Origin of the sequence: Apibacter sp. B3919, assembly GCF_026537405.1 — a bacterium.
In the GTDB taxonomy this organism is placed as follows: Bacteria; Bacteroidota; Bacteroidia; order Flavobacteriales; family Weeksellaceae; genus Apibacter.
Map to the genome: position 1 here is coordinate 54,187 of NZ_JAFNMG010000006.1, position 26,929 is coordinate 81,115.

General features: G+C 30.3%; 20 protein-coding genes and 1 tRNA gene. 11 read left to right on the plus strand and 10 right to left on the minus strand.

Annotated elements, in window-relative coordinates:
* Positions 1–236: 236 nt before the first annotated feature.
* The 4 genes from gpmI to J3U20_RS09510 form a co-directional block, all read right to left on the minus strand.
* Complete coding sequence (gene gpmI, locus J3U20_RS09495) at positions 237–1,760, minus strand: 2,3-bisphosphoglycerate-independent phosphoglycerate mutase (RefSeq protein WP_160543049.1); 1,524 nt, start codon at positions 1,758–1,760, stop codon at positions 237–239.
* Between the two features lie 171 nt (positions 1,761–1,931).
* Positions 1,932–3,776, minus strand: a complete 1,845-nt coding sequence (glmS, locus tag J3U20_RS09500; RefSeq protein WP_160543048.1) for a glutamine--fructose-6-phosphate transaminase (isomerizing) — start codon at positions 3,774–3,776, stop codon at positions 1,932–1,934.
* A gap of 39 nt (positions 3,777–3,815) precedes the next feature.
* Positions 3,816–5,330, minus strand: coding sequence for a DUF4270 family protein (locus tag J3U20_RS09505; RefSeq protein WP_160543047.1), 1,515 nt, complete (start codon positions 5,328–5,330; stop codon positions 3,816–3,818).
* A gap of 7 nt (positions 5,331–5,337) precedes the next feature.
* Positions 5,338–6,147: a glycogen/starch synthase gene (locus J3U20_RS09510; protein WP_160543046.1), complete on the minus strand. Its 810-nt coding sequence runs from the start codon at positions 6,145–6,147 to the stop codon at positions 5,338–5,340.
* Between the two features lie 104 nt (positions 6,148–6,251).
* Here J3U20_RS09510 and panC point away from each other — a divergent pair, with 104 nt between their 5' ends.
* Both panC and J3U20_RS09520 read left to right on the plus strand, forming a co-directional pair.
* On the plus strand, positions 6,252–7,094 hold the full coding sequence (panC, locus tag J3U20_RS09515) for a pantoate--beta-alanine ligase (protein WP_160543045.1): 843 nt from the start codon (positions 6,252–6,254) through the stop codon (positions 7,092–7,094).
* Between the two features lie 271 nt (positions 7,095–7,365).
* On the plus strand, positions 7,366–8,394 hold the full coding sequence (locus tag J3U20_RS09520) for a lysylphosphatidylglycerol synthase transmembrane domain-containing protein (protein WP_160543044.1): 1,029 nt from the start codon (positions 7,366–7,368) through the stop codon (positions 8,392–8,394).
* A 145-nt stretch (positions 8,395–8,539) separates the two neighbouring features.
* Here J3U20_RS09520 and J3U20_RS09525 read toward each other — a convergent pair whose 3' ends face one another.
* From J3U20_RS09525 to J3U20_RS09540, 4 genes are all read right to left on the minus strand, one after another.
* Entirely contained in the window at positions 8,540–9,121 is a 582-nt protein-coding gene (locus J3U20_RS09525; protein ID WP_105296945.1) for a 50S ribosomal protein L25/general stress protein Ctc, read from the minus strand.
* 7 nt (positions 9,122–9,128) lie between these two features.
* Positions 9,129–10,064, minus strand: coding sequence for a ribose-phosphate pyrophosphokinase (locus J3U20_RS09530; RefSeq protein ID WP_105296944.1), 936 nt, complete (start codon positions 10,062–10,064; stop codon positions 9,129–9,131).
* 117 nt (positions 10,065–10,181) lie between these two features.
* The gene (locus J3U20_RS09535; protein WP_160543043.1) at positions 10,182–11,597 is read right to left on the minus strand and encodes an SGNH/GDSL hydrolase family protein; all 1,416 of its coding nucleotides are present in this window, start codon (positions 11,595–11,597) and stop codon (positions 10,182–10,184) included.
* Positions 11,598–11,607: 10 nt separating this feature from the next.
* On the minus strand, positions 11,608–12,846 hold the full coding sequence (locus J3U20_RS09540; RefSeq protein ID WP_160543042.1) for an OmpP1/FadL family transporter: 1,239 nt from the start codon (positions 12,844–12,846) through the stop codon (positions 11,608–11,610).
* Between the two features lie 229 nt (positions 12,847–13,075).
* Here J3U20_RS09540 and J3U20_RS09545 point away from each other — a divergent pair, with 229 nt between their 5' ends.
* Positions 13,076–13,315: a FeoA family protein gene (locus J3U20_RS09545; protein ID WP_105296941.1), complete on the plus strand. Its 240-nt coding sequence runs from the start codon at positions 13,076–13,078 to the stop codon at positions 13,313–13,315.
* Positions 13,316–13,322: 7 nt separating this feature from the next.
* Entirely contained in the window at positions 13,323–15,353 is a 2,031-nt protein-coding gene (gene feoB, locus J3U20_RS09550; RefSeq protein WP_160543041.1) for a ferrous iron transport protein B, read from the plus strand.
* 53 nt (positions 15,354–15,406) lie between these two features.
* Here feoB and J3U20_RS09555 read toward each other — a convergent pair whose 3' ends face one another.
* Together J3U20_RS09555 and J3U20_RS09560 are read right to left on the minus strand one after the other, a co-directional pair.
* A complete protein-coding gene (locus J3U20_RS09555) occupies positions 15,407–15,922 on the minus strand; it encodes an HPP family protein (protein WP_160543040.1) in 516 nt (171 codons plus the stop codon).
* On the minus strand, positions 15,919–16,458 hold the full coding sequence (locus tag J3U20_RS09560; protein WP_160543039.1) for a TetR/AcrR family transcriptional regulator: 540 nt from the start codon (positions 16,456–16,458) through the stop codon (positions 15,919–15,921). The genes J3U20_RS09555 and J3U20_RS09560 overlap by 4 nt, the downstream gene beginning before the upstream one ends.
* A 350-nt stretch (positions 16,459–16,808) precedes the next feature.
* On the opposite strand from J3U20_RS09560, the gene J3U20_RS09565 reads away from it, so the two are divergent.
* From J3U20_RS09565 to J3U20_RS09595, 7 genes are all read left to right on the plus strand, one after another.
* Positions 16,809–18,464, plus strand: coding sequence for a fatty acid--CoA ligase (locus J3U20_RS09565; RefSeq protein ID WP_160543038.1), 1,656 nt, complete (start codon positions 16,809–16,811; stop codon positions 18,462–18,464).
* 224 nt (positions 18,465–18,688) lie between these two features.
* Positions 18,689–19,915, plus strand: a complete 1,227-nt coding sequence (locus J3U20_RS09570; RefSeq protein ID WP_160543037.1) for an isocitrate dehydrogenase (NADP(+)) — start codon at positions 18,689–18,691, stop codon at positions 19,913–19,915.
* Between the two features lie 169 nt (positions 19,916–20,084).
* A complete protein-coding gene (locus J3U20_RS09575) occupies positions 20,085–20,336 on the plus strand; it encodes a type B 50S ribosomal protein L31 (RefSeq protein WP_105296935.1) in 252 nt (83 codons plus the stop codon).
* 133 nt (positions 20,337–20,469) lie between these two features.
* A complete protein-coding gene (locus J3U20_RS09580) occupies positions 20,470–20,784 on the plus strand; it encodes a hypothetical protein (protein WP_160543036.1) in 315 nt (104 codons plus the stop codon).
* A 73-nt stretch (positions 20,785–20,857) separates the two neighbouring features.
* Positions 20,858–21,574 carry a bacillithiol biosynthesis deacetylase BshB1 gene (gene bshB1, locus J3U20_RS09585; RefSeq protein ID WP_160543035.1) on the plus strand — a complete coding sequence of 239 codons (717 nt, stop codon included), beginning with the start codon at positions 20,858–20,860 and terminating at the stop codon, positions 21,572–21,574.
* A 39-nt stretch (positions 21,575–21,613) separates the two neighbouring features.
* Positions 21,614–21,687 (plus strand) — tRNA-His (locus J3U20_RS09590).
* A 1,297-nt stretch (positions 21,688–22,984) separates the two neighbouring features.
* Positions 22,985–26,566 (plus strand): C10 family peptidase, encoded by a 3,582-nt coding sequence (locus J3U20_RS09595; protein WP_160543034.1) that lies wholly within the window; start codon positions 22,985–22,987, stop codon positions 26,564–26,566.
* Positions 26,567–26,929 lie beyond the last annotated feature (363 nt).

Below are 26,929 nucleotides of genomic sequence, written 5' to 3' on the forward strand. Positions count from 1 at the left end.
TTTAGTGAATTTTTCAAATTTTACAAATTTACGTATTTGAAAGTAGATAGTATTTTTACATTAGTTAAATGCTTGTTAAAAATAAATAGTCCTATTTTGACAAACTTTATCTCTATTTAATAAAAATAAACAGAAATTAATTCTCATACTGTTCTATATTTTAGCAACTATTTATAACAATAAAAAAAAGAGATATTATAAATATCTCTTTTTTTTATAATTTAAATTTTTCCTAATTATTTCTCAATTAAAACATTTCCTGTCATTTCTGAAGGAATCGGTAAGCCCATTAATGTTAGAATAGTAGGTGCTATATCTCCCAGTTTACCTTGTTTTAAATTGTATTTTTGATTATCAACTACAATTAAAGGTACTAAATTAGTAGTATGTTGAGTATTAGGTGAGCCGTCTTCGTTCTTCATTTTATCAGAATTTCCGTGATCTGCAATAATCAGAGTTGTATATCCGTTTTCTAACGCTGCTTTACAAATATCTCCGGCACATTCATCTACTACTTCTGCCGCTTTAACTGCTGCTTCAAATACTCCGGTATGACCTACCATATCCGCATTAGCAAAATTGAGACATACAAAATCCACTTCTTTTTTTTCTAGTTCGGGAATAATAGCATCTCTTATATCATATGCAGCCATTTGTGGTTTTAAATCATATGTTGGGACATCTTTAGGAGATGGGGCTAAAATTCTTTTTTCATTTTCAAATACTTTTTCTTCTCCTCCTGAAAAAAAGAATGTCACATGTGGATACTTTTCGGTTTCGGCAATTCTGATTTGTTTTAGAGCAGCATTTGCTATCACTTCACCGATTGTATTTTTAATCGTATCTTCTTTGAATATGACATGAATGTTTTTGAATGTTTCATCATATTCCGTCATAGTAACGAAATATAAATCCAATTTTTTAATTCCAACTTCCGGATGGTCATGTTGAGATAAAACATCCACTATTTCTCTCGGTCTGTCGGTACGGAAATTAAAACAGATCACCACATCTCCTTCTTTTATTTTGGCTACCGGATTGTTATTTTCAGTTACCACGATAGGCATAAGAAACTCATCGGTAATTCCGTCTTCATACGATTGCTGTATAGCTTGTAAAGGATCTTCTGTTTTATTTCCTTCAGCATTTACCATTACATCATATGCTATTTTAACTCTTTCCCAACGTTTGTCTCTATCCATAGCATAGTATCTGCCTACAATAGAAGCTAATTTTGCATTGTTATCTTTGCAAAATTCGATCGTATCTTTTATAAAACCTTTACCACTTTGCGGATCGCAATCTCTCCCATCGGTAAAAGCGTGTACAAAAACATTAGGTACATTCGAGGAGTTTGCCGCTTCTACTAGTGCTTTTAAATGGCTTATATGTGAGTGAACACCTCCGTTGGATACTAACCCGATGAAGTGTACCGGTTTATTATTTTGTTTAGCGTACTCAAATGCTTTTTTTAATTCTTCTTCATTTCCTAAGGTTCCGTTTTCTACGGCTAAATTAATCTTCGTCAAATTTTGATAAACCACTCTTCCTGCACCTAAATTCATATGCCCAACTTCTGAATTTCCCATTTGACCTTTAGGTAATCCAACATCCAATCCATAAGTTACTAAAGTGGTATTGGAATATTTTTGAAAACAGCTGTCCATAAAAGGTGTATGAGCATGGTCAATAGCAGATACACTTTTATCTGTGGCTATTCCCCATCCATCCAGAATCATTAAGATTACTTTTTTATTCATAATTTATTATTTTTTGTAAAATTAATCTATTTTTATGCGTATTTTTAATTTTAAAGTTACTGAATTTTTATGATTTTTGTTGAATATATATTGATAATCCATTCTTTTTTCTAATAAAAAAAGACTTGGTAATCAAGTCTTTTATATATTTAATAATTCATGATCTAGTGTTTATTCAACGGTAACAGATTTTGCTAAATTTCTAGGCTGATCTACATTAACCCCTCGCAATACAGCTATGTAATACGCTAACAATTGTAAAGGTATAACGGATAATAGCGGTGTAAAGCATTCTGAAACATCAGGAATTTCAATGGATTCGGTTACCATATCTTTAACTACGGTATCGCCTTGGGTAACAATTGCAATTACTTTTCCTTTTCTTGAATTAATTTCCTGTATATTACTTACAATCTTTTCATAATATCCTTTTTTAGGTGCAATGACAACAACCGGCATATTTTCATCAATTAAAGCTATGGGCCCGTGTTTCATTTCTGCTGCCGGATATCCTTCTGCATGGATATAGGATATTTCTTTTAATTTTAAAGCACCTTCTAAGGCGATAGGATAATTATAACCTCTACCTAAATATAAGAAGTTTCCTGCTCCAACGTATTGCTCTGCAATCTTTTTAATTTGATTTTCTGTATTTTTGATTACTTCTGCTACCCTTTCCGGTATAGTTTCCAACTCTATGATTAGACTGTTGAATCGCTCTTTACTTATGGTACCTTTGTGCTTAGCTAATTTAAGTGCTATCATTGCCAATAGGGCAAGTTGAGCAGTAAATGCTTTGGTGGAAGCAACACCAATTTCAGGACCTGCATGAGTATAAGAACCGGCATCAGTTAAACGTGCTATTGAAGAGTCGATAACATTACAAATACCGTAGATGAATGCCCCTTTTTCTTTTGCTAATTTTAATGCAGCAATTGAATCTGCTGTTTCTCCTGATTGAGATATTGCAATAACGATATCTTTATCTGTTATTATCGGATTTCTGTATCTAAACTCAGAGGCATATTCTACTTCAACCGGTATTCTGGCTAAATCTTCAATAAGATATTCTCCAACCAAACCGGCATGCCAAGAAGTTCCACATGAAATAATTATTATTCTTTCTGCATTTAAAAATTTTTCTTGATAATCCCATATTCCCGCCATTTGAATTATGTCTTCATCTACTAATAGCCTTCCACGCATGGTATCCATAATAGATCGGGGTTGTTCGTGGATTTCTTTTAGCATGAAATGTTCATAACCTCCTTTTTCAATCTTCTCTAAACTTGTTTTTAGTTCATGAATTTGGGGATTTACTTTAGAATTATCTTTTATTTTATATACATCTACTCCTTTTAGAGTTATGGTCGCCATTTCTCCGTCTTCAAGATAAACAACCTCATTGGTAAACTCAATGAAAGGAGAGGCATCTGAAGCTATGAAATATTCATTTTCACCTATTCCTATTGCTAAAGGACTACTTAATCTTGCTACTACGATTTCTTGCGGTTGATCTACTTCCATAACTGCTATGGAATAAGCACCTACAACTTCATTTAAAGCATATCTGACAGCTGTTGATAAATCTACGTTTTGTGTCTCTTGCATATACTGTATCAAGTTCACTAATACTTCTGTATCGGTTTCACTTTTAAATGTATATCCTTTAGAGGTAAGCATTATTTTTAAAGTTCCATAATTCTCAATAATACCGTTGTGAATAATTGCTAATTTTCCGTTATTTGATATATGAGGGTGTGCATTTATATCACTGGGAACTCCATGGGTGGCCCATCTTGTATGGCCTATTCCTACGGTTGCTTCTGAGTTTAAATCTTTACATTTAGCTATTAAATCGGATACTGAACCTTTTGTTTTTCTTAATTCAAAGGCTCCGTTTTCATTTAAAACTATGCCCGCACTATCATAACCTCTATATTCTAACCTTTTTAAACCGTTTAATATGATGGGTAAGGCTTTTTTATTTCCAATATATCCAGTTATTCCACACATAATTTAATGTTTTTATATTTTTCTATATTAAATATATATTTAATTTTTAGTATAAAGTATTTCTAATCTTAACTTTTTATCTCCTGAATTTTTATTACCATAAAAAGTTAATCGGAAAGGTTCATAAGCTCTTGTCGTCTTTGAATATCCTAAATATTCATTACTGTTGTTAGAACGGGTTATAAAATTACCCATTTCTACAAGTATTTCATCATTAGGTTTATTTTTTTCTACAATATCTTTGATTTGTTTGGTAACGTTCAGTGTATAATATTGGGGATTAGTTTCAAAATCGTACTTTGGATTAAAAAAATAACCCGCTAAACCGGAATAAAAAGTTAAATCAGGCAAAAACTTCTTTTGTGTATAATTATATCCGTATATATAATCAGGTTTTGACTGTACGTTTTCTGTAAGGTAAAATTTCAATTTTGCTCCCGTAATAGCCCAATTGTGATTTTGAACCGAATCTTTTATAGCTTCTAATTGTGAATCATCTAATTTAAGATGAATGGAAGGCCCTCCCATACCTTGTAAAAATAAAATGGATTCACCTAACTGCTTATTCGGATTCTGCATTTGCTGCTTAAATTGGGAACTGGCAGTATTACGATTATAAAAGTTATATTCTCCTACCATTGAATTATAGGCCGAATTCATGGTAAATGAATAAGTTGCAGGTGTAAAATTATCTGATGATTGATCTTTATATCTATAATAAGCAATTAAGGTCATTTTGCTTACCGGGAAATTGAACATGAATTTTGAATTTTCATCGACCGGTTGTATTTTAATTCCTTTAAAATACTGAATAAATCGTGAATTATCACTAATATCTGCACTTCCTTTTTTACTGAAAAAATATTGGTAGAAATAATCGGGATCTAATTTTATTCTATATCCGGCAGCAGTAGGTTCTGAAATAACTTTTCCATCACTTGTTTTTACCGATATACTGGTCAATGAATCACCTAACAGTGCATTTCCTAATTTATCGCCAACATCAACTGTTTTATTGGAATAAAACTTAGAAGAGGTTGATTCCAAAAATGTATTAATCCTATTTACATTAACTTCCATGGAATTACCTGCTTTACCTAAATAGGAAGCTAATGTATATTTTTTAACGTATTTTATAGTATCGACACCACTGGTACTTCCGGGATTTAAAATGATTTTCTTTTCTTTGTAAGAAGAGGAATTGAACGCCGGATTGAGGCTTAACACAACAGAATCGACTTGCTGGATAGTACCTTTGATTTCATCGGCTGTACTTAGTCTTACTTGAATATTAAAAGAGGCTTTTGATTTCCCAAAAGTATTATCTTCATAAATACCTATCAAACCACTTCCTAGAGTGTTATAATCTGCTCGAATAGTATCGTTGTTTGAAATATTATACGCAACCAGATCAACAAATGTTTTATTTCCTTCTAATTTATCAGGTATTAGATTAGCTCCAATATCTGTTGTATCATTTTCACAACTTAATAAAAAAAAGGTTGGAAGTAAAGTTAGAGCTAATAACTTTACTTGAGACTTAAATATTTTCATAGTTGTTTTACTCTTGGATCTTTATTTCGCTGGTGACGTGATAAATTTCTTTGACATCTTCATTTTGAATAAAATCAAATTTAGGATTGCTTGATTGTTTAAACATGTCTTCCAATTCGTCAATTAAAACTTCTTCGCCTTTTACAATAGTGTCGGATCCTTTCATGGCTTCTTTGATAATACTTACGTATTTGTTATCAGTTAAGTAATTTAATTTACTTGTATCTATATTATCAAATTCCAAAATATCTTTAAGATTATTACTGAAAATCCCGTTACTTCCTTGGTTATAAACCGATGTGATCACTTTTATATCACTGAAGAATGCATCATTAGCATAATTAGTTTTCAAATAAATTGGTAAAAAGCTGGCCATCCATCCATGTAAATGAATGATATCGGGTATCCAATTTAATTTTTTTATTGTTTCTAAAACCCCTTTGGTAAAGAAAACAGCCCTTTCATCATTATCTTCAAACCATTCATTTGCTTCATCTTTATAGGGAGATTTTCTTTTGAAATATTCATGATTTTCAATGAAATAAACTTGCATCCTTTCTCCCGGAAGTGAAGCTACTTTAATAACCAATGGCTGATCTAGGTCATTTATAATCAAATTCATACCTGATAGCCTGATTACCTCGTGAAGCTGAAATCTTCTTTCATTTATTTGCCCGAATCTAGGCATAAAGATTCTAACATCATTTCCTTGTGCAAACATTTGTTTGGCTAAATTGTAAACTCCTGATGAAATCGGATTTTCGTCAAAGTATGGTACTAATTCTGAAGTAACGTGAAGTATTCTTTTTGAACTCATTATAAATTGAAGGCTGATTATAATTTAACAAAGTTACAAAAAATTAATCAAACTGTAGTAAGTTTGCATTTTAAACCATGACATTCGTCATTTAAATCTTAAGTATGTTATTATTAAAAACCAGAAATGAATTATTTGATTTCATTCAATATATCCACGCTAAAAAATTAACTTTAGGATTTGTTCCTACTATGGGTGCACTTCACGAAGGCCACCTTTCTCTTTTTAAAAAAGCTATTGAAGATAATCAATATACTATAGGCAGCATTTTTGTAAATCCTACGCAATTTAATAATCAAGCGGATTTGATTAAATACCCTCGCACGGAAGAAGCAGACATTGCAAAATTGGAAAGTGTCGGTTGCGATGCATTATACTTACCAAGCGTTGAAGATTTATACCCAAATGGGTTGGAATGTGAGTCAATAGATATGAACGGATTGGATGTTGTTATGGAAGGAGCTTTTCGCCCGGGTCATTTCCAAGGTATGGCAACGGTTGTAAAGCGTTTGTTATTACAAGTTCAGCCTACCAGAGCCTATTTTGGTGAAAAGGATTTTCAACAGTTACAAATTATCCGCCAAATGGTCAAAACTTTACAATTGCCTGTCGAGATTTTAGGAATGCCAATCATACGTGAATCCAACGGTTTAGCTATGAGTTCGCGTAATATGAGGCTTACTGAGGAATTTAAGAAAAAATCATTATTTATATATCAATCATTACTTAAAGCTAAAGAATTATCATCCCATTATGCTCCTGAAAATGTGATTTGCAAAATTGAAAAATTGTATCTCAATTCAGATTTAAAATTGGAATATTTTACTATAACTGAAGAAGAATCACTACAAACGGCTCAGTCTTTTGACCCCTCTAAACACTACAGGGCTTTTATAGCAGTCCATGCCGGAGAAATCCGTTTGATTGATAACATTCAAATAAGATAAAGCGTAAAATAAATTATATCATTACAGACCATTAAAAAACTATTACATTATTTATTTATAAATTATAAATACTTTATCTTTATTTAAATAATATTATATCTTATAATCTTAACTATTTATTTAAATTATAATATATTAAACATAAATTTATTATATTTATGTTTATTTATTACAATTTTTCAACTATTTATATTTTTACTATTTTTAAGTTTTTTGATTTTGGAGATTATACGATTAATTATTATTTTGGTCTGAATAATACATTGAATACATGAATAAAAAATTAAAAAATATTCTTACAGTTTGTATATCTGTTATAATTGCCGGTGGACTAATGTTTTTAGTTTCTAAAAGCTTAGGTGGTGATTTTATAGAAAAAACCATATCAACTGCAAAAAAAGCAAACTATTTTTGGATAAGCATGGCTGCTATCTTCGGTTTAGGAGCTTATTGGATCAGAGCTGTCCGATGGAATTTACTTTTAGAACCCATGGGCTATAAAATTAAAAATTCGAATGCTTTATGGGCTCTTTCATTTGGGTATTTTTTAAACTTAGGAATTCCAAGAATGGGAGAAATAGGAAGAGCAACTGCTTTACAAACCGTAGAAAAAGTACCTTTTACCAATTCATTTGGGACTATCGTTACTGAAAGAATTATCGACTTATTTTTTATGTTATTTTTTATTCTTTTAGCTTTAGTTTTTAATTATTCAACATTACTGTCTTTTTTTGAATTACTAAGTAAGAATAAAACGAATAATCCTGATGAAAAAAATTACACACTTTATATTTCTATACTTGTCGTAATTTTATTATGCTGTATTCTAATGTACATATTCAGAAAAAAATTGCTTCAATTATCAATTATTAAAAAAATAGTATTTTTCATAAAAGGAATTATTGACGGATTAGTTTCAGTTTTTAAATTAAAACAAAGAGTGAAGTTTATTTTATTGTCCTTCGGAATATGGATATGTTATTTTTTTGCTTCTTATCTTGTAGTATTTGCCTTGCCAGAAACTTCTTCTCTACCTGTCCAAACAGGCTTTTATATTTTAGCTGTAGGAACTTTAGGCATGTTAGTACCTGCCTCGGGAGGCATAGGTGCTTTTCACCTTGCAATGATGATCGGGTTTTCGGCTTTATATTTACAATCCGGAAAATCTCTAGATGAAGGTAAAGAAATTGGCTATTCTTATGCAATACTTGCTCACAGTTTACAAATGGTGTTAATGATTATAATGGGAATCATTTCAATAATTATGCTCACAAGGAATAAAGAAAAAACAATAATTTAAAATTAAAAAAGTGATAAACTTTTTAATTATAACAAATTAGTTATATTATATAAAAAATAAAAAAGCTGTTCGTTTTGAACAGCTTTTATTTTGATTTATATAGAATACTATAGATTCTAAATTAATTTCGAAAACTTTATGAGTATTAGTTTTCTGATTCGTCATCTGCAGAAGCAGCCTTAACATTTCTAGATGTTTTCACAGCTGCAATTACAGTATTAGCCGGATGCAATATTTGGTAATCTTTTAATTCAACTTTAGATACTTCAAATTTATTACCAACATCTAGAGAAGTTACATCTATAACAATCTCATCCGGTAAATTTGCTGGAAGAGCTTTAACTCTAAGTTTTCTTAAGTTAACACGTAATACACCTCCTCTAACAACTCCTTTTGCTCTACCGGTTATTACCACAGGTACTTCCATAGTAACATATTTTTCCGGATTTATTTGATAAAAATCAGCATGGATTATCTTATCTGTTACCGGATGAAATTGTAAATCTTGCAAAATAGCATCTATTTTTTCTCCATCTATTTCCAAAGTAACTGTGTGTGCTTCAGGAGTATAAACTAAATCAGTAAAGCTTCTTTCTTTAGTAGAAAAATGGATTACATTTTTTTCTCCATAAACAACACAAGGAACTTTTTCAGCATTACGTAAGGCTTTTGAAGAATTTTTACCTACGCTTTCTCTTTTTTCTCCTTGAATTGTAATTGATTTCATATAATATTTACATTATAAATTTTTTACTTATTGATTCTCTGTTATGTACCAAGTTCATCACTTCTCCAAACAAAGGGGCGCAAGATAACACTTTTATTTTACTTACCAAAGTATTTTTTAAAGGAATTGAATCAGTTACAATCACTTCCTCCAATTTAGAATCGTTGATCCTGTCATAAGCAGCACCTGAAAAAATAGCATGTGTTGCCATGGCTCGTACACTGGTTGCTCCTGCATCCATTAATATATCAGCCGCTTTAGTTAAAGTCCCTGCAGTATCAATCATATCATCTACTAAAATCACATTCCTTCCTCTAACATCACCGATTAAAGTCATAAAATCGACATTATTGGCTTTTTTTCTTTCCTTATAACAAATAACCACATCAGCATCTAAATATCCCGCATAGGTTCTTGCTCTTTTTGCTCCTCCCATATCCGGAGATGCAATGGTTAAGTTGTCTAGATTTAGTGATTTTACATAATTAATAAATATTGCAGACGCAAATAGATGATCAACCGGAATTTCAAAAAATCCTTGAATTTGATCAGCATGTAAATCCATAGTCATAACACGCGTTGCACCGGCAGCAGTCAATAAATTGGCTACCAATTTTGCTCCTATCGGAACACGAGGTTTATCTTTTCTGTCTTGACGCGCTAAACCAAAATAGGGAATTACAGCTGTTATCTTATCTGCAGATGCTCTTTTGGCTGCATCTATCATTAACAACATTTCCATCAAATTATCTGCCGGTGGAAATGTTGACCCTATAATAAAGACTCTGGAACCTCTTACCGATTCTTCTAAACAGGGTTGGTATTCACCATCACTAAAATCAAAGAAACTCATTTTCCCTAGGGGCATTCCATAACTTTGTGATATTTTTTCTGCTAAAGAAACACTTTCTCTAGTCGAGAAAATATGGACTGGTTGAATCATTTATATGTGTTAAAAATATTTTCTGAAAACGAGTACTGCAAATTTATGATTTTTTTAATCATACCATAATAAAACTGAACAAAATTTGTTCAGTTTTATTAAATATTTACTTTATCTTTAAGGAAACTTAACTGCTTGATATAGATTAGGATTAACGGAAGGAAGATTCGATTTAAATTTAAAGTTTATACTTTTAATAAATTCATTAGCTATAATTGCATACCCTCTTCCGGTTGGATGTATACCATCTAATGAAAAAAATCCTCCTGTTATAAATTCATTGGTATAACTTACTCCGTTGAAAAGAATACCTTCTTTTGTTTTTAAATTTTTAATTAGTGAATTTGTATCTGTGATTGCCAGATTATACTGTTTTGCTACAGTTTCAATGCTCTCATTAAATGCTTGAGTTGCATCTTTGATGGTTAGAATCTCCTTATCGGTCAAAACATATTGATCCTCTATAGGTTTTGAAGTTCCTCCACCCGTTTTTAAAATGGAAGATACTGACAATAGAAATAAATCTTTTGAGGTAGACATCCTTATAGAAGGAAGTCCCATCGCATCTAAATTTGTTAAATTCTTATCTATAATTACTCCTCCATTAGCTTTATCTTCCGTAAAAACAATTTTTCTACTTGCGGCTTCTTCTTCTGTAATTATATTTTTTGCTTTTGCTTGATCCAAACCGGAATTATACTTTTGATAGGAAGCATTTAAATTTTTTATTTGCTGCGGTGTAAATTGATTGGCTTTAAAAGGTAAGGACGAAACTTTATTGAAAAAAGGAAAATCGGTAACGTCCGGAATTGTAGCTACCACTCCTTTTGCCGAATTTGAGGTAAGTGTTTGTACCAATGTACTATAAGCATTCTGAAAAGTTGAAATATCTGTAATCACAGCCGATCCATCTCCTCCGGAAGTGGCATAGCTTAAAATATCATTAATTCCAATCCATAAAGAAAAAAAGGTAGGATTTTGTTCCATTACATCTTCTACCACCGTTGCATTGGGCTTAGAAGCAAATCGTACAAAATAAGGATTGGATTTTTTGGAAGCTAAATGAGTCGGATTTCCATATCCCGCCGCAAGCAAATGAAATGATTTAGCTCCCGGTATACCCATATTTTGATATCCATCTTTTGAATATATATTTGCCAGTGTAGTTGTTCCTACACCCTTACTGGTAACCGGAGCAAGAGAACCCTCGGCTACTACCAATATTTTTTTATTATCCACTTTCGCACTCGGAATTCCTCCTAATTCATCTGCCATAAAAGGAATATTAAATTTTTGGCAGCCTGAACGCTTCATTTGCTCGGCAATCATTAACGGAAAGGATTCCTTTTGTCCTGATATATACAGTGCATTATCTCTAAAACCTGCAGTAAACGAATCTCCTAAGGCTATATATTTAGAAAAATTTGCATCTCCCGAACTAAATACCGTATGTAAATCTTCATTAAAGTCATTATTGCATGAAAGGAAAAAAATAAACATTCCTAACCAAAGCATTAGTATATTCTTACTCATTTCTAATATTTTAAAAAGGATTCCAAGCTAATCCCAGCCCGAACATAAAGCTATGCATCTTGACATCTCCTTTGAAATTATAAAATTTATTTACTACTTTTCTTGAATTACCAACATAATACATCCCTGTCATATCAAGCATTAATTTATCTTTTAAGAATTTATAACCAATACCTCCGGTTATGGCATTATTATCTGTACTTGGCATTTCCGGACTCCAATAGTCTTTACTGATCGGTGAAGGATCGTAGTAGTATCCTAAACGAACATCCAACTTATCAGATACGGAATATTCTGAACCCACTCTAAATGTATGAGTGTTATGTAAATTTTTAGGCGATGTGGATATCGTTGGATCGTTGGGATCATTGCCTACCTTATTTTGATTGAAATCAATTGTCAAAGCTTTGTATTTATTCCATCCAGAAATATTCAAATCGGTGGAAATCGTCCATTGAGGCAAAAGCCTATAGGTTAATCCCAGTGTGATTTCAGAGGTAAGGGGTAACTTTGCATTAAATCGGTCATTTTCCGTAGGAAATGATTCACTTCCAACTAATGATTTTGGAAGGTAAAACCGGGCTTTTCCATTGACCGCATGAATATCGATATTGGAACGATAGGCTATACTGAGATCCAAATCTTTAATCGGTCTAATATACATACCTACATTATACCCATTACCGGTTGCATTTTTATCAACCAGTTTCATTCTTCCGCCTATTGATGATATAGCTTTTTGCAGATTAACGCTTCCTAATGCATATATATATCCGGCACCCACGCTAAACCAATCATTTAGACGATAGGCTACAGTTGGTTGAAAGAAATACGACCGAATAGTAATTTTAGTAATTAAATCTTTACCTTCCCAATTTTGTCCCCAATCGACGCTGCTGCCGAAAGGAGTAGTAAAGCTAAAAGCAACGGATAGTTTATCAGTGGCTTTATAGGCTATATTAAACAGAGAAGGCGTACTTACCGGATTATCTGTTTTTGTTTTATATAAAGTAGGCTTATTTTGAAAATCAGCATTTCCCATTATTATGAAAGTTCCCGCTGCAATGCTTAATTTTGAGGGTATAAATGATATACCTGCCGGATTGAAGAAAGCAACGCTTGCATCTCTGGCATGAGCACTGGTGTGTGCCATAGCTGCTTGTCTAGCTCCTTGAAGTGATACCCTAAACCCTCCTCCTTGCATTATAATAGATGTCATAATAAAGAACATAAATACTGCTTTTCTCATCATTATAAATGTCATAGTGTAGCAAAACTATAGGATTTTTAAGAAATTAATAAATTTCTATTTCTTTAATTTTTAATTTGATAATATACCTTAAGTTTTAGTGGTAGTTTTATATTAAGAATCTTTTGGTATCTAGTCTATTAAATAATTTTTGATTTTATTTAGATTAAATACAAATAATTCATATATTTGCTAGAGAATATTAAAAAAGGTGTTTAGTTATAAAATCATGCTTACCCATAAATCCCTTTCATTTTTAAAACCAGCACAACAAGCAAAAGTTATAGGATTTTCTGAAGAAGATATACCCACTAAGATTTTAGAAATGGGAATAGTTCCCGGTGTTTTTGTTAAATTAAAACGTCAGGCTCCTTGGAATGGTCCTCTTTTTATTGAATACGGTAAGGAGAAAAGCACGGTTATGCTGCGTAAGGAAGAAGCAGATTGTATATTGATAGAAATGCAATAGAAAAACAATGAGTATTAAAACTATTGCTCTCATAGGAAATCCAAATGCCGGAAAAACAACACTTTTTAATCAACTAAGCGGATTACATCAAAAAACCGGAAATTATCCGGGTATTACCGTTGAAAAAAAAGAAGGTAAGCTTACTTATAAAGATACTGACTATAGGCTAATTGACCTTCCCGGGGTATACAGTCTTTGTCCATCTTCTGCTGATGAAGAGGTGGTATTATCAATTCTTGCCAATCCTGATAATCCTTACTATCCTGATATTATTATAGTAGTGGCCGATGTTCATAATATGAAAAGAAGTCTATTTCTGTATGAACAAATCAAAGATTTAAAAATTCCTACTATTTTAGTTATTAATCAGATTGACAATATCGAAAAAGAAGGAATTCTAATTCGAGACAAAAATTTAGCCGATTATTTTTCTACTCCTGTTGTGCTTGTTAGTTCCAGAAAAGGTAAAGGTATTGATGAATTAAAAGAAATTATATATAATGGTTTTGTCAATGAATCGTTCGAAACTTTTCAATATCCTAAAGAATTTGAAAAACCGGTAAGAGAATTATCCAATAAATTTGAAATTGATGACTACCTCGCTTGGCTTTTCTTGGCTCAAACAAAAACGAACAACATCCCGAGTGCGTATCGTGAAAATGTATCGGAAATTATAAATAAGTATAAGTTGATTCCTAAAAGGCTTCAACTTAAAGAAACTATTTTAAGGCATCGCCAAATTGACGATCTTGTAGAAAAAGTGGTCTATAAAGATCCAAACTATCAGACTTTCACGAACAAATTCGATAAAATTGCAACGCATCATTTTTGGGGATATTTTTTATTTTTTTCAATCTTATTTTTAATTTTTCAAGCCTTATTTTTTTTGTCAGGCTATCCTCAAGATTGGATTGAAACTCTTTTTGCCAATACTAGTGAACTTCTCGAAGCCTATTTACCGAACGGACCTTTATCGGAGCTCATTACGCAAGGTATAATTCCCGGTATCAGTGGAGTTGCTGTATTTGTCCCTCAAATTGCAATTTTATTTTTCTTTCTGTTGATTATGGAAGAAAGCGGTTATATGGCTAGAGTTGTATTTTTGATGGATCGTTGGTTCCGACCTGTTGGACTGAACGGAAAAAGTGTTGTTCCTTTATTATCCGGTGCCGCTTGTGCTATTCCTGCAATAATGTCGGCACGAAATATTGAAAATTCAAAGGAACGATTAATTACAATTTTGGTAACACCATTTATAACCTGCTCGGCTCGCCTTCCGGTATACTCCATTATCATCGCTTTAGTTATTCCTAAAGGAAATGGAATTTTTAATTTACAGGGCATTGTTATGATGATTATGTACTTATTGGGAGTAATAATGGTTTTTATAAGTGCATCCATTGCCAACAAATTAATAAAATCTAACTATAAAAGCTATCTTATTTTGGATATGCCGAATTATAAAGTTCCTTTTTGGAGAAATGTATTTTACGGTTTATTTGAAAAATCATTGAGCTTTATAGCTAATGCCGGTAAAATCATCGTTGCTGTCAGTGTCATACTTTGGGCATTAGGAAAATTTGGAAAAATAAACGAAAATGGTAAAACAAATTATCTGGCAGATGTTCCTTTAGAAAATTCTTATTTAGGAAATTTTGGAAAAGTAATTGAACCGGTTTTTAAACCTTTAGGGTATGACTGGAAAATTGATATTGGGATTCTTTCTTCATTTGCTGCCAGAGAGGTTTTTGTCGGAACCATTGCTTCCATATACAGTTTGGAAGATGATGGCAGTGAAAATCTTAAATTAAAAGAATTAATGAGAAAGGATATTAATCACAATACGATGAAGCCTACATTTAATTTAGCGACAGGTATTTCCATTTTATTGTTCTATGCTTTTGCCATGCAATGCGTCAGTACCTTGGCTGTTGTTAGAAAAGAAACAAATTCGTGGAGATGGCCGGCCATCCAATTATTTTTTATGACGGGCATAGCCTATTTAGTCGCTTTACTTGCTTATCAGCTCTTAAAATAAATTTTAAATATTATTTACGAACTTATCTACTACTAAATCATTATATAAATTAATTAAATCCAAAATTTAGGATATTTTCTTTTTTTGCTCAGATTGTTGAATAATAATGCAATAATCACCAACACGATTGCTCCCGATAAAACCGGATTAATTAAAAAGTTCCACTTTACATCTCCGGTAATAATTATAAGCGGATCTGCTCCTGCCGGCGGATGTGTAGTCTTCGTTATTTGCATGACAAATATAGCTAATCCTACTCCCAGTGATAGGGAATACCATTCATTTTTTAATACCATCGATACAATTAAACCCATAATTGAAGATAAAATATGGCCACCAATAATATTCCTAGGTTGAGACAGTGGACTTTCAGGTACACCAAATGCCAATACACAGGTTGCGCCGAAAGGTGCCATAATAAATGGAATTGAGGTTGATTTTGTTAATATGGCTATACACATAATTGCTATACATCCTCCAATTCCCGATAAAATTGAAAAATTAAAATTAACTTTAAGAGGACTTCGTTCTCTACTTATAAATTTTGATAGATATTTTTTACTATTCATTTCATTAAATTTTTGACGTTATTTTTTATTTTCTCTATAAGTTTCTGTGTTCTATAAACTTGACTATCGATCATACATGCTTCAAAAAACATATAAATAATGAAGGCGTCATTTTCCTCACCTATTATATCAATAAAAAAATTCTGTAGTTCTGTTTTATGTTTTTGTATCACACTTAAAATGCGAACATTATCCGGTTGTATTTCTGATAGCATGTTTAGAAAGCAACAACCACGAAAATTTTCTTTTTCATTCATTTGTTCTAAATAATCAAAAGCTGATAGTACTTTTTCTTTTGGGGTTGTTTTCTCTTCTGTAAAATGTTTTAATCCTTCAAACCAGGTTTTATGACGTACTTCTAAATATTCCAGAGCTAAATTTTCTTTTGATTTAAAATGTTGATAAAAACTGGCTTTTGCAACCTTGGCTTTTTCAATTATTTCATTGATTCCTGTAGCATTGTATCCTTGCTGATGAAATAATTTTGATGCTACGTATACTATTCTTTCTCTGGGAGGCTTATTTTTTAATTCCATTCAACAAAGATAAAATAAATATCCATTATAGACATACTTGTCTGTATGTTTTTATTAAATACATTAATATTAAATTTTTACTCTCTTTTATAAAATATATAAATCAGCATAATGATAACGTAATTAGTTATTCTGCTTTATTACTCCTATACCAAATAAATATGAAATCCAATAAATTAATTATAATTATTAATTCATCAAGCAATATCTATATATAAGCTCAAATATTTATATTAATTAGAAATTGTGCTATAATTCTACTATTAAAACAGCATTAATATGATTTATAATAAAAACCATTAGCATAAAATATTATATTTTGTAAATTAGCGCATATTTAATAATTTAAGATGATATTTAAAAAAATTAACTCTGTAAAAAATGCTCACAAGTCTCCTCTGCTCATTAAAGGATTATATGATTATTGTACTACTTTAAATCCTGATAATGAAATTATTTACAAAGATATTTCCAGATATAATTATCGAGAATTCAAAAAACGAGTTCAACGATATGCCAATATGTTAAGAAATCTTGGGATAGACGGAGGCGAAACCATTGCCGTAATGGATTATGACAGTCATCGCTATCTCGAATCTTATTTTGCTATTCCTATGACCGGAAATGTTCTTCATATGATTAATTGGAGATTGTCAGCTGAACAAATTCATTATACTATTAATCATGCTGAAGATTTAGTTATCATTGCTCACGCAGATTTTATTCCTATTTTGGAAAAATTTGCAGGAGATATGCCCTCTTTAAAATATTTAATCATTTGTAAAGATGATGATACTATAATAACTTCTGAAAATTTAAGTATTACCGGAGAATACGAACAATTGATGGCTGAAGCTTCTGATTCATATGAATTCGAAGAGTTTGATGAAGATGCAGTTGCCACAACATTTTATACAACAGGTACAACGGGCAATCCTAAAGGCGTATATTTTACCCATAGACAATTGGTGCTTCATACCTACAATACGGCAGCCAGTTTTGGATTTTCCGGTTCAATTGCATGTCGTTTAAATTCCAATGATGTGTATTTACCGTTAACACCGATGTTTCATGTTCATGCATGGGGATTTCCTTATCTTGCAACCACCTTTTCATTAAAGCAAATATATCCCGGAAAATTTAATTTAACCGGATTTATTGATATTTTCACAAAAGAAAAACCAACATTCTCTCATTGTGTACCTACTATTTTGCAAATGATTTTAGAGAGCAATGAAACTAAAGATATTGATTTTAACGGATGGAAAGTTATTATTGGTGGAGCTTCTTTAACCAAAAAGTTAGCAAAAAATGCCCTGGAAAAAAATATTGATATTATGTCAGGATACGGGATGTCCGAAACTTGTCCAATTATAACATTAACTCACATAGATCCTAAATATAAAAATTTAGATATAGATGAACAATCTGAAATGAGAATCAGAACCGGAACTCCTGTTCTATTTACAACCATAAAAATTATTAACGAACAAGGAGACCATGTACAAAATAATGATTTAGAACAAGGAGAAATCATTATTCGAGCGCCCTGGCTAACTCAAGGTTATTTTAAAGACGAAGAAAGAGGAAACGAATTATGGAGTGAACAATATTTACATACAGGAGACGTAGCTACCATAAATTCCAATAATTCTATAAATATTACAGATAGAATAAAAGATATTATCAAAAGTGGAGGTGAGTGGATTTCTTCTGTTCAATTAGAAAATATTATTACCGGACATGAATCTGTGGCTGAAACCGCCGTAATTGGAATTCCGGACGAAAAATGGAGTGAAAAGCCTTGTGCATTTATCGTTTTAAAACCGAATATGACGTTAACTCATGATGAATTAAAAGATTATTTAAAACAATATACGGAATCCGGAATATTGAGTAAATGGGCTATACCTCAAAATATAAAATTTGTTTCAGAAATCCCCAAAACCAGTGTGGGAAAATTAAATAAAAAACTAATCAGAAAACAATTTGTAGAAAATTTATAAGAGTTTAAAAATCAATTTTTTAAGTAAAATAAAAAGGTTAATAAATGGTAATTATTAACCTTTTTCATTTTTAGTCTTTACTGTTTAAAGAGCCTCACCCAACTCTTCTATTAAACTTAAGTATACCATATAGGTTTTTATTCATTTTATTAAACTAAAATTAGGTTAAATATTTGTTTTACTGAGGTAAGTATTGTTATATTTGATACAAATCAATAGTTATCATGCAAAAAATAAAAGTACTTAATCCGGTTGTTGAAATGGACGGAGATGAAATGACAAGAATTATATGGAAGTTCATTAAGGACAAACTCATTCTCCCCTATTTAGATATAGATCTGAAATACTTTGATTTAGGTATTGAAAACAGAGATAAAACTAACGATCAAGTTACTATAGACTCTGCAGAAGCAACTAAAAAATATAATGTTGCCGTAAAATGTGCTACTATTACTCCTGATGAAGCCCGTGTTAAAGAATTTAACTTAAAAAAAATGTGGAAATCGCCTAATGGCACCATTCGTAATATTGTTGGAGGAACAGTTTTTAGAGAACCTATTATTATGAATAACGTTCCGAGATATGTGCAAGGATGGACGCAACCCATTGTAATTGGCCGCCATGCTTTTGGAGACCAATATAAAGCAACGGATGTGGTAACTAAAGGTCCCGGTAAATTAACCATGACTTTCACACCTGAAAACGGTGAGCCTCAAACTTGGGAAGTCTTTGATTTTAAAGATGACGGAGTTGCAATGTCCATGTATAACACCGATGAATCTATTGAAGGGTTTGCGCATTCTTCATTTCAAATGGCATTAACCAAAAAATGGCCTTTATATCTGTCCACTAAAAATACCATTTTAAAAGCTTATGACGGAAGATTTAAAGATATCTTTCAGAAAATATATGAAGATCATTATCAATCTAAATTTGAAGAACTGGGAATTACTTATGAACATCGTCTAATCGATGACATGGTAGCTTGTGCCATGAAATGGAACGGAGGCTTTGTATGGGCTTGTAAAAATTATGATGGTGACGTGCAGTCAGACACTGTTGCTCAAGGTTTTGGTTCTTTAGGCTTGATGACTTCTGTTTTGGTTACACCGGATGGCAAAACCGTTGAAGCAGAGGCGGCTCATGGTACTGTTACCCGACATTATAGATTATATCAAGAAGGTAAAGAAACTTCTACCAATCCCATAGCATCTATCTTTGCATGGACCAGAGGCTTAATGCATCGCGGTAAATTAGATCATACTCCGGATGTTGTCAATTTTGCAGAAACGCTGGAAAAGGTTTGTATTGAAACTGTTGAAGGAGGTAAAATGACCAAAGACCTTGCTTTATTAGTAAAAGGTAAACAAATGACCAGAGAAGATTATCTTAATACTGAAGATTTTCTAGATGCTATTGACAAAGGGTTAAAAAATAAATTAGTTAAATAATCAAGTAATTTTAATCTGTCACACAAATATAATTATCTTATTAAACAACTACTTGTGTAACTAAATATTAACACATTTTTCTAATATGAAGAATCTCATATTTTTTTCCTAAGTATTCTTGATTATTTAGAAATAAAATTGTAATTTTGCAACTCAAATTTTTAGAGAAATGAAAAAAGACATTCATCCGGATAACTATAGATTAGTTGTTTTTAAAGATATGAGCAACGACGAGGTATTTTTATGTAAATCTACTGCAGAAACAAAAGATACAATTGAATATGAAGGAGTAGAATATCCTTTAGTTAAGATGGAGATTTCAAGTTCTTCTCACCCTTTTTATACAGGAAAAGTTAAATTGGTTGATACTGCAGGTAGAGTTGATAAATTCTTTAACAAATACAAAAATTATAAAAAGTAATATAGTAATACTATTATAAAAATTAAATATACCCATAGTAGTAATACCATGGGTATATTTTTTTATCTTTTTGGCATAAATATTGATGGAAAGAATAGTAATTTAGGTTTCTGCCTTATTAAAACAACATATTATGAATGCTAAAATTTTAATTTTATTAGTAACAATGACCTTTTCTTCTATATTTGGTTATTCTCAAGAAAAATATAAATATAGAGAAGAAATACAATCTACCAATGAAAAAGTACAGAAAGTGGAAGCTTTGATTCAACAAGAATTTGGCTCTGCTTCTTCACCCGGAATTTGGACTTCAAATAATCCTGATTATGGTCTTATGATCAGAACAAAAGGGAATACATTTACCATAAGTGCCTGGCAAATTTCTGATAATACAAATATAAAGGCAAGAATTGAAAAACTTATGTCCAAAGTAAAATCTGAACTGTAAAAAAATTTTATATACCAAACTTTAAAACTTCAGTAATGACTTACTGGAGTTTTTTTAACTTAAAATTTGACCAATGAAATTAGATATATTAGCCATAGGCGCCCATCCTGATGATGTTGAACTAGGGTGTGGAGGAACTCTGGCCAAAATGATTTCTGAAAATAAAAAAGTGGGAATATTAGATCTGACGGAAGGTGAATTAGGGACAAGGGGAACAGCGATTACCAGAAAAGCCGAAGCCGAAGAAGCCGGTAAAATACTTTCGATTGCTTATCGTGAAAACTTAAAATTCAGAGATGGTTTTTTTAAAAATGATGATACTCATCAAATCGAATTAATTAAAATAATAAGAAAATATAAACCGGATATTGTTTTAGCTAATGCGGTAAACGATAGACATCCAGATCATGGGAAAGCTGCTAAACTTGTTTATGATGCCTGTTTTCTCTCCGGACTATTAAAAATACAAACAAGTTATAATGGGGTTACACAAGATACTTGGAGACCTAAACATATATTCAATTATATTCAATGGAATGAAGAAAAACCGGATTTTATAATTGATATATCTCATTTTTTAGATAAAAAAATAGAAGCTTGTATGGCCTATAAAACACAGTTTTATGATCCGAATTCATTAGAACCTAATACTCCTATTACCTCCATTAATTTTAAAAAAAGTATTATATACAGAGCAGAAAATTTGGGTAGGTTAATAGGCTGTGATGCTGGCGAAGGCTTTACTTCTCAAAAATGGATTGGTCTGAAAGATTTTGAAAATTTTGTTTGATAATATGAAATCTATTCCTATATTTGCATTCCCAAAACGGTGGCCATAGCTCAGTTGGTTAGAGCGTCGGATTGTGGTTCCGAAGGTCGTGGGTTCGAGACCCATTGGCCACCCTAAAACCTAAAATTTGCTTATATGAATTTTAGGTTTTTTTTATATTTCTGATTTACATATTATTACAATTTCTATTTTGTTTTTAAATTTAATAAAGAATAAAGTTTTCATAAATTACTTCTTTTTTATTGATCCAAAAAAAATCTGAATTCATAAAATTTCAATATCTAATAAAATTATAAATAAATCAATATTCATAATGTTTATCTATCTTATAAATTCCATTGCCCCCCCTTTAGTTGAATAATTGTTTCAAAAAATACTTTATTGATTAATAAAAAATATAAATATTATTTTTTATCTTTTATTTTAGTTACTTTTAAATTCGTCTATTAATTTTAATATTTTTAAATTATAATTATGAATTAGTTCTGATATAACAGGGCTTTTTTTATTTATTAGAATATTTTTACTCACAAGATCATTTAATAAAAATTTAATTAAATCACAGTGTTCTTTTATTCTCAAAATTTAAACGCCATTTTTTTATCTTTAAAAAAATTAAATATTCATATGCTTCAATCTTTTTGGTTTATAATCGAACTTTTTAATTTTAGAAAAACCTTATTAATCAATTGTAAACTAATGTTGTCATAATTATAATTGAATTTAATTTATTTGGTCAATAGGTTTACAATTAAAAATAATCTTACACTATATATATTAAATTTTAATCCTCTTATCTTTCTCAAAAATTAATTATTATATATATTTTTTTTAAACTATAAAGTAATCAATATTATTAAATACTTTTACTATTTATATCATAAAATCAAATTAAACATTAAATATCAGATTTTTTTACCTAATAATACATAAATTAAATCATAAATTATATTATATCAATAATCACTTTTCTTTAATCTTTTCATTATTCCTTATAAACATAAAATATATTTTTTTGAAATTCATTATATCTAATAGTATGTTAGAAATATTATTAATATATAAAGTAAAAACATTAATTACGTATCAAATCTTAATAATATATTTACTATTGATAAAAAGTTAATTTATATTTATCAACATAAATATATTATATGTTTATAGTATTTTGTTATAATATAAATAATTTTTATATATTTGAATTATGTTAACCAAAATATATATAAATGAAATGAAATAATTAAGATTTAATAAATTATATTTTAAGCATTTATACCTTTTTATTAAATAATAAGGTATTTTGATCCCTAATATTTTCATTATTTTATCTTGAATAAAATAGTAAGAATACTTGTTATACAATATAAACTCAACATTATTTTATTTACTAATTTAACCTAAACTCTGATTATGATAAATTTTAAACCGTTGCTCTTTATTACAGCTTTCATTATATTTAGTGTTTCTCAAGCACAAGATATTTCAGAAAGAACTGCTCAAAGAGTAGCTAACAATTTTTTAAAATTGAAAGCTAAAGATCCTTTAAAAAGATTATCGAAACAATTCAAATTAACAAACATTACATCAACTTTTGATAAAAAATATGATGGTTTTTATGTATTCAAAGTGGAGAATGGAAACGGATTCTGTATTGTATCCGCTGAAAGCGCAAATCATCCGATTTTAGCTTATTCTTTAAACTCATCCATACCAACAAATAAAAAGACTTCTCCAGAATTCTTAAATATTTTAAATAACTATCAGTATACCAATTCAAATCTTAGAAAAAACTCTTTAAAAAAATCTAATAGTAAAGATCAGGAACAAATAAAAAAAGAATGGGATGCTTTACTTTCCGATAATGAATTTCCAAATTATACACAATTATTAAAAAAGCCATCGGTTAATGCTATAATTCCGGATTCGATTGCTCCATTGATAAAAACCAATTGGGATCAAGCTCCTTTATATAACAAAAAAACTCCGATAACCTATGAAGGGCAACCCACATTTACGGGTTCTGCTGCAACAGCTTTAGGACAAATAATGAAATATTGGGATTATCCTGCTACAGGAAATGATTCTGTAACTTATCGAATTCCTTCCTCTTATTTTTATTATTTCTATAATTGGAAATGGAAAAAGTTAAGTGCTAATTTTCAAAAAACAAACTATCAATGGAGTAAGATGCCTAACTCGCTTTCAGGAAGTTCTACTGAAGAGGAGATCGATGCGGTGGCTACACTCTTGTCTCATACCGGAATTTCCGTTAATATGATGTATGGACCAATTGGATCAGGTGCTCATAGTGAAAAAGTTCCCAATGCTTTAAAAAAATATTTTAAATACAGCTCAAATATTGAATTAAAAAACAGATCCGATTTTAATTCAGATGAGGAATGGTTAAATATTATTAAAGACCAAATTTCACAAGGATTCCCTGTTTATTTTTCATCTATAGGCCCGGGTGCTGAACATGCATATATAGCTGACGGATATGATTCAAATAACTATGTACATCTTAATTTAGGATGGGCTGGAGAGGCTAACGGATATTATTATATTAATGATCTTCACGGTTATTCATCCAGCCAAATGATAGTAATAAATATCTATCCTTCAGATACTTATTGCGTTCCACCTTCAAGTCTTTCAACATCAAACATATCATCCAACAGTGCCACTCTTAATTGGAATAATGATATTAGATTTAAAAGTTATAAGATTGAATATAAATCGAGTGGTGATTCTAATTGGACTGTTGCTAATGATAAAGCTACAGGATCTTCTCTTGAATTAGTAAATTTAAAGGCAAATACAACATATACTGCAAGAGTAGCAGCCAATTGCGATGCTAATTATTCTAATACAAATAACTTTGCAGAAACAACTTTTCAAACTAGTATCTCTGAATCCCCTACTTCATCTGCTTGCGTTAATAATTACGAACCTAATAATTCATTTGCTGATGCTTATTTAATAAATTCTGATTCTACTTACTATGCAGGTATAGGATATCCTGGTGACGTTGATTACTACAAAATTGTTTTTACTACTAATTCAAATTTAATAGTAATAATGAATAAATTCAATAAGGATTATGATATAACATTATATAATCGTTATTTTAAAGAAATTGGGAAGAGTATTGCAGGTAGCGAGTCAAGAGAAAGAATTAAAATTGAAAATCTTTTACCCGGTACCTATTATTTAAAAGTATCTGGTTATAATGATGTATATGATGAGTCAGAATGTTATGAATTAACGTTCAATTCCGGACCTGCTGCTCCTACATGCAGTACTAATTATGAACCCAATGAATCTTTTGAAGAAGCTTATCCAATTGATGTTCTTACCACTTACTATGCGGCTATTGGATCTTCTAGAGACATGGACTATTATAAATTTACATTAAAAGAAACTTCTAATGTTAATATAAGTCTTCAAAATATTTATTTTGGTTATGAATTCAATTTATATGATTCATCTAAAAAATTTGTAGCTAAAGGAGTATTTGATGAACCCAATAACAAAGTAATTCATATTGAAGATCTCCCTTCAGGTACCTATTACATTGAAATAACAGGTAAATTAAATCCAATAGAATGTTACAGACTTTTAATTGATACTGATATATCCAGACATTCTTGTATTAATAATTATGAACCCAATGATTCATTTGAACATGCCATTCATATTAAAACTGATAATACATATTCAGCAGGAATAAGAATTCCTAATGATCTTGATTATTATAAATTTATTTTAGATAATAAATCTAACATCTCGGTTACTCTTCAAAATATAGCTGATAAATATGAATTGAAAGTTTATGATTCTTCTAAAAGAGAAATAGGAAGAAGTTATAATGAAGATCTAAGCGATGAAACTATTAATCTAGACAATTTAGATCCCGGAACTTATTATATATTGGTTGAAGGAATTGATAACGCATTTAATGCTACTCAATGTTATGACTTATTAGTAGAAACGATCGCAACAGATTCTCCATGTGTTAATAATTTTGAATCTAATGATTCGTTAGAAAAAGCAACGCCAATAAATCTGAATACCGTATACGAAGCAGGTATTGGTTCTCCAACAGATAAAGATTACTATAAATTTACAATCAGTGAAACATCAGACATAACGGTTTTACTTCAAAATTTACCTAAAAACTATGATTTAAAACTTCTTGATGAAGTAGGTGATGAAATTGACAGCAGTTCAAATAAGGGTACAATAAATGAAAAAATTGTAGCTGAAAATTTACCTGCCGGTAATTATTATGTATACGTATATGGATATGAAGGTGCCTATGATACTACTTTTTGTTATAATTTAGAAGTTCAAACAGAAAGCAGTAATTCATTATGTAAGGGTAATTATGAGCCTAATAACACCTTTGATTCTGCTTATACAATAAGAAATATCTTGACCTATTCTTCTGATATAAGTTCTTCAACTGATGATGATTATTATAAAATATATATCGGTGAAAAATCTGATCTTTTGGTTGTTTTAGAAAATTTACCCAATGATTATGACCTTAAACTTTATGATAATTTAAAAAGAGAAATAGGAAGTAGTACTAACAGCGGAACTACCAAAGAAATTATTGATATTAAAAATTTAAATAAAGGCATTTATTATGTATATGTTTATGGTAAAAATGGCGCATATGAGCCGGGCAAATGTTACAATCTAAGTGTTAATTATGTTCCTGCCAAGAATTCAGTTGAATTTGACAATCCTGAGAATTCCGTTATCGTATATCCTAATCCTGTTCATGATGCTATAAATATAAAAGGTTTAAATATACTCGAAAAAGGAAAACTTATTACATTAACAATAGTTGACAGAAATGCGCGTGTTGTGAAAATTTTGCAATCTAAAGTTGACGATAATATACTTGTAAATGTTTCAGACCTCCCTCCGAATATTTATTTCTTACAAATTCAGGGGCAAAATTACAAATTCATTAAAAAATGAGTTTTTAATTTTAATTAAAAAAGAACCGAAAGATCAATCTTTCGGTTTTTTTATGCAAATTATATTTATAAAATAGATATGCAAAAAAGAAAAATTAATAGTAAACTTTATATTATCATTTTTACACATTATTTAATATAATTTAGTAAATTTGATATATAGTAACCTAAAAAACTTAAAAAGCTTATGTTTTATCTTAATAAATTTATTTTTTCCTAGTAAGTAATTATTTTAATTTAAAATAATTACATCAAAATCTTTTCACTCCATTCAACTATATATTCTATACCAAACAGTATACGTTTATTAGAATAATTAAATTTATAGTAATTACAATTTTACTTCATTATTAACACTAAAAAC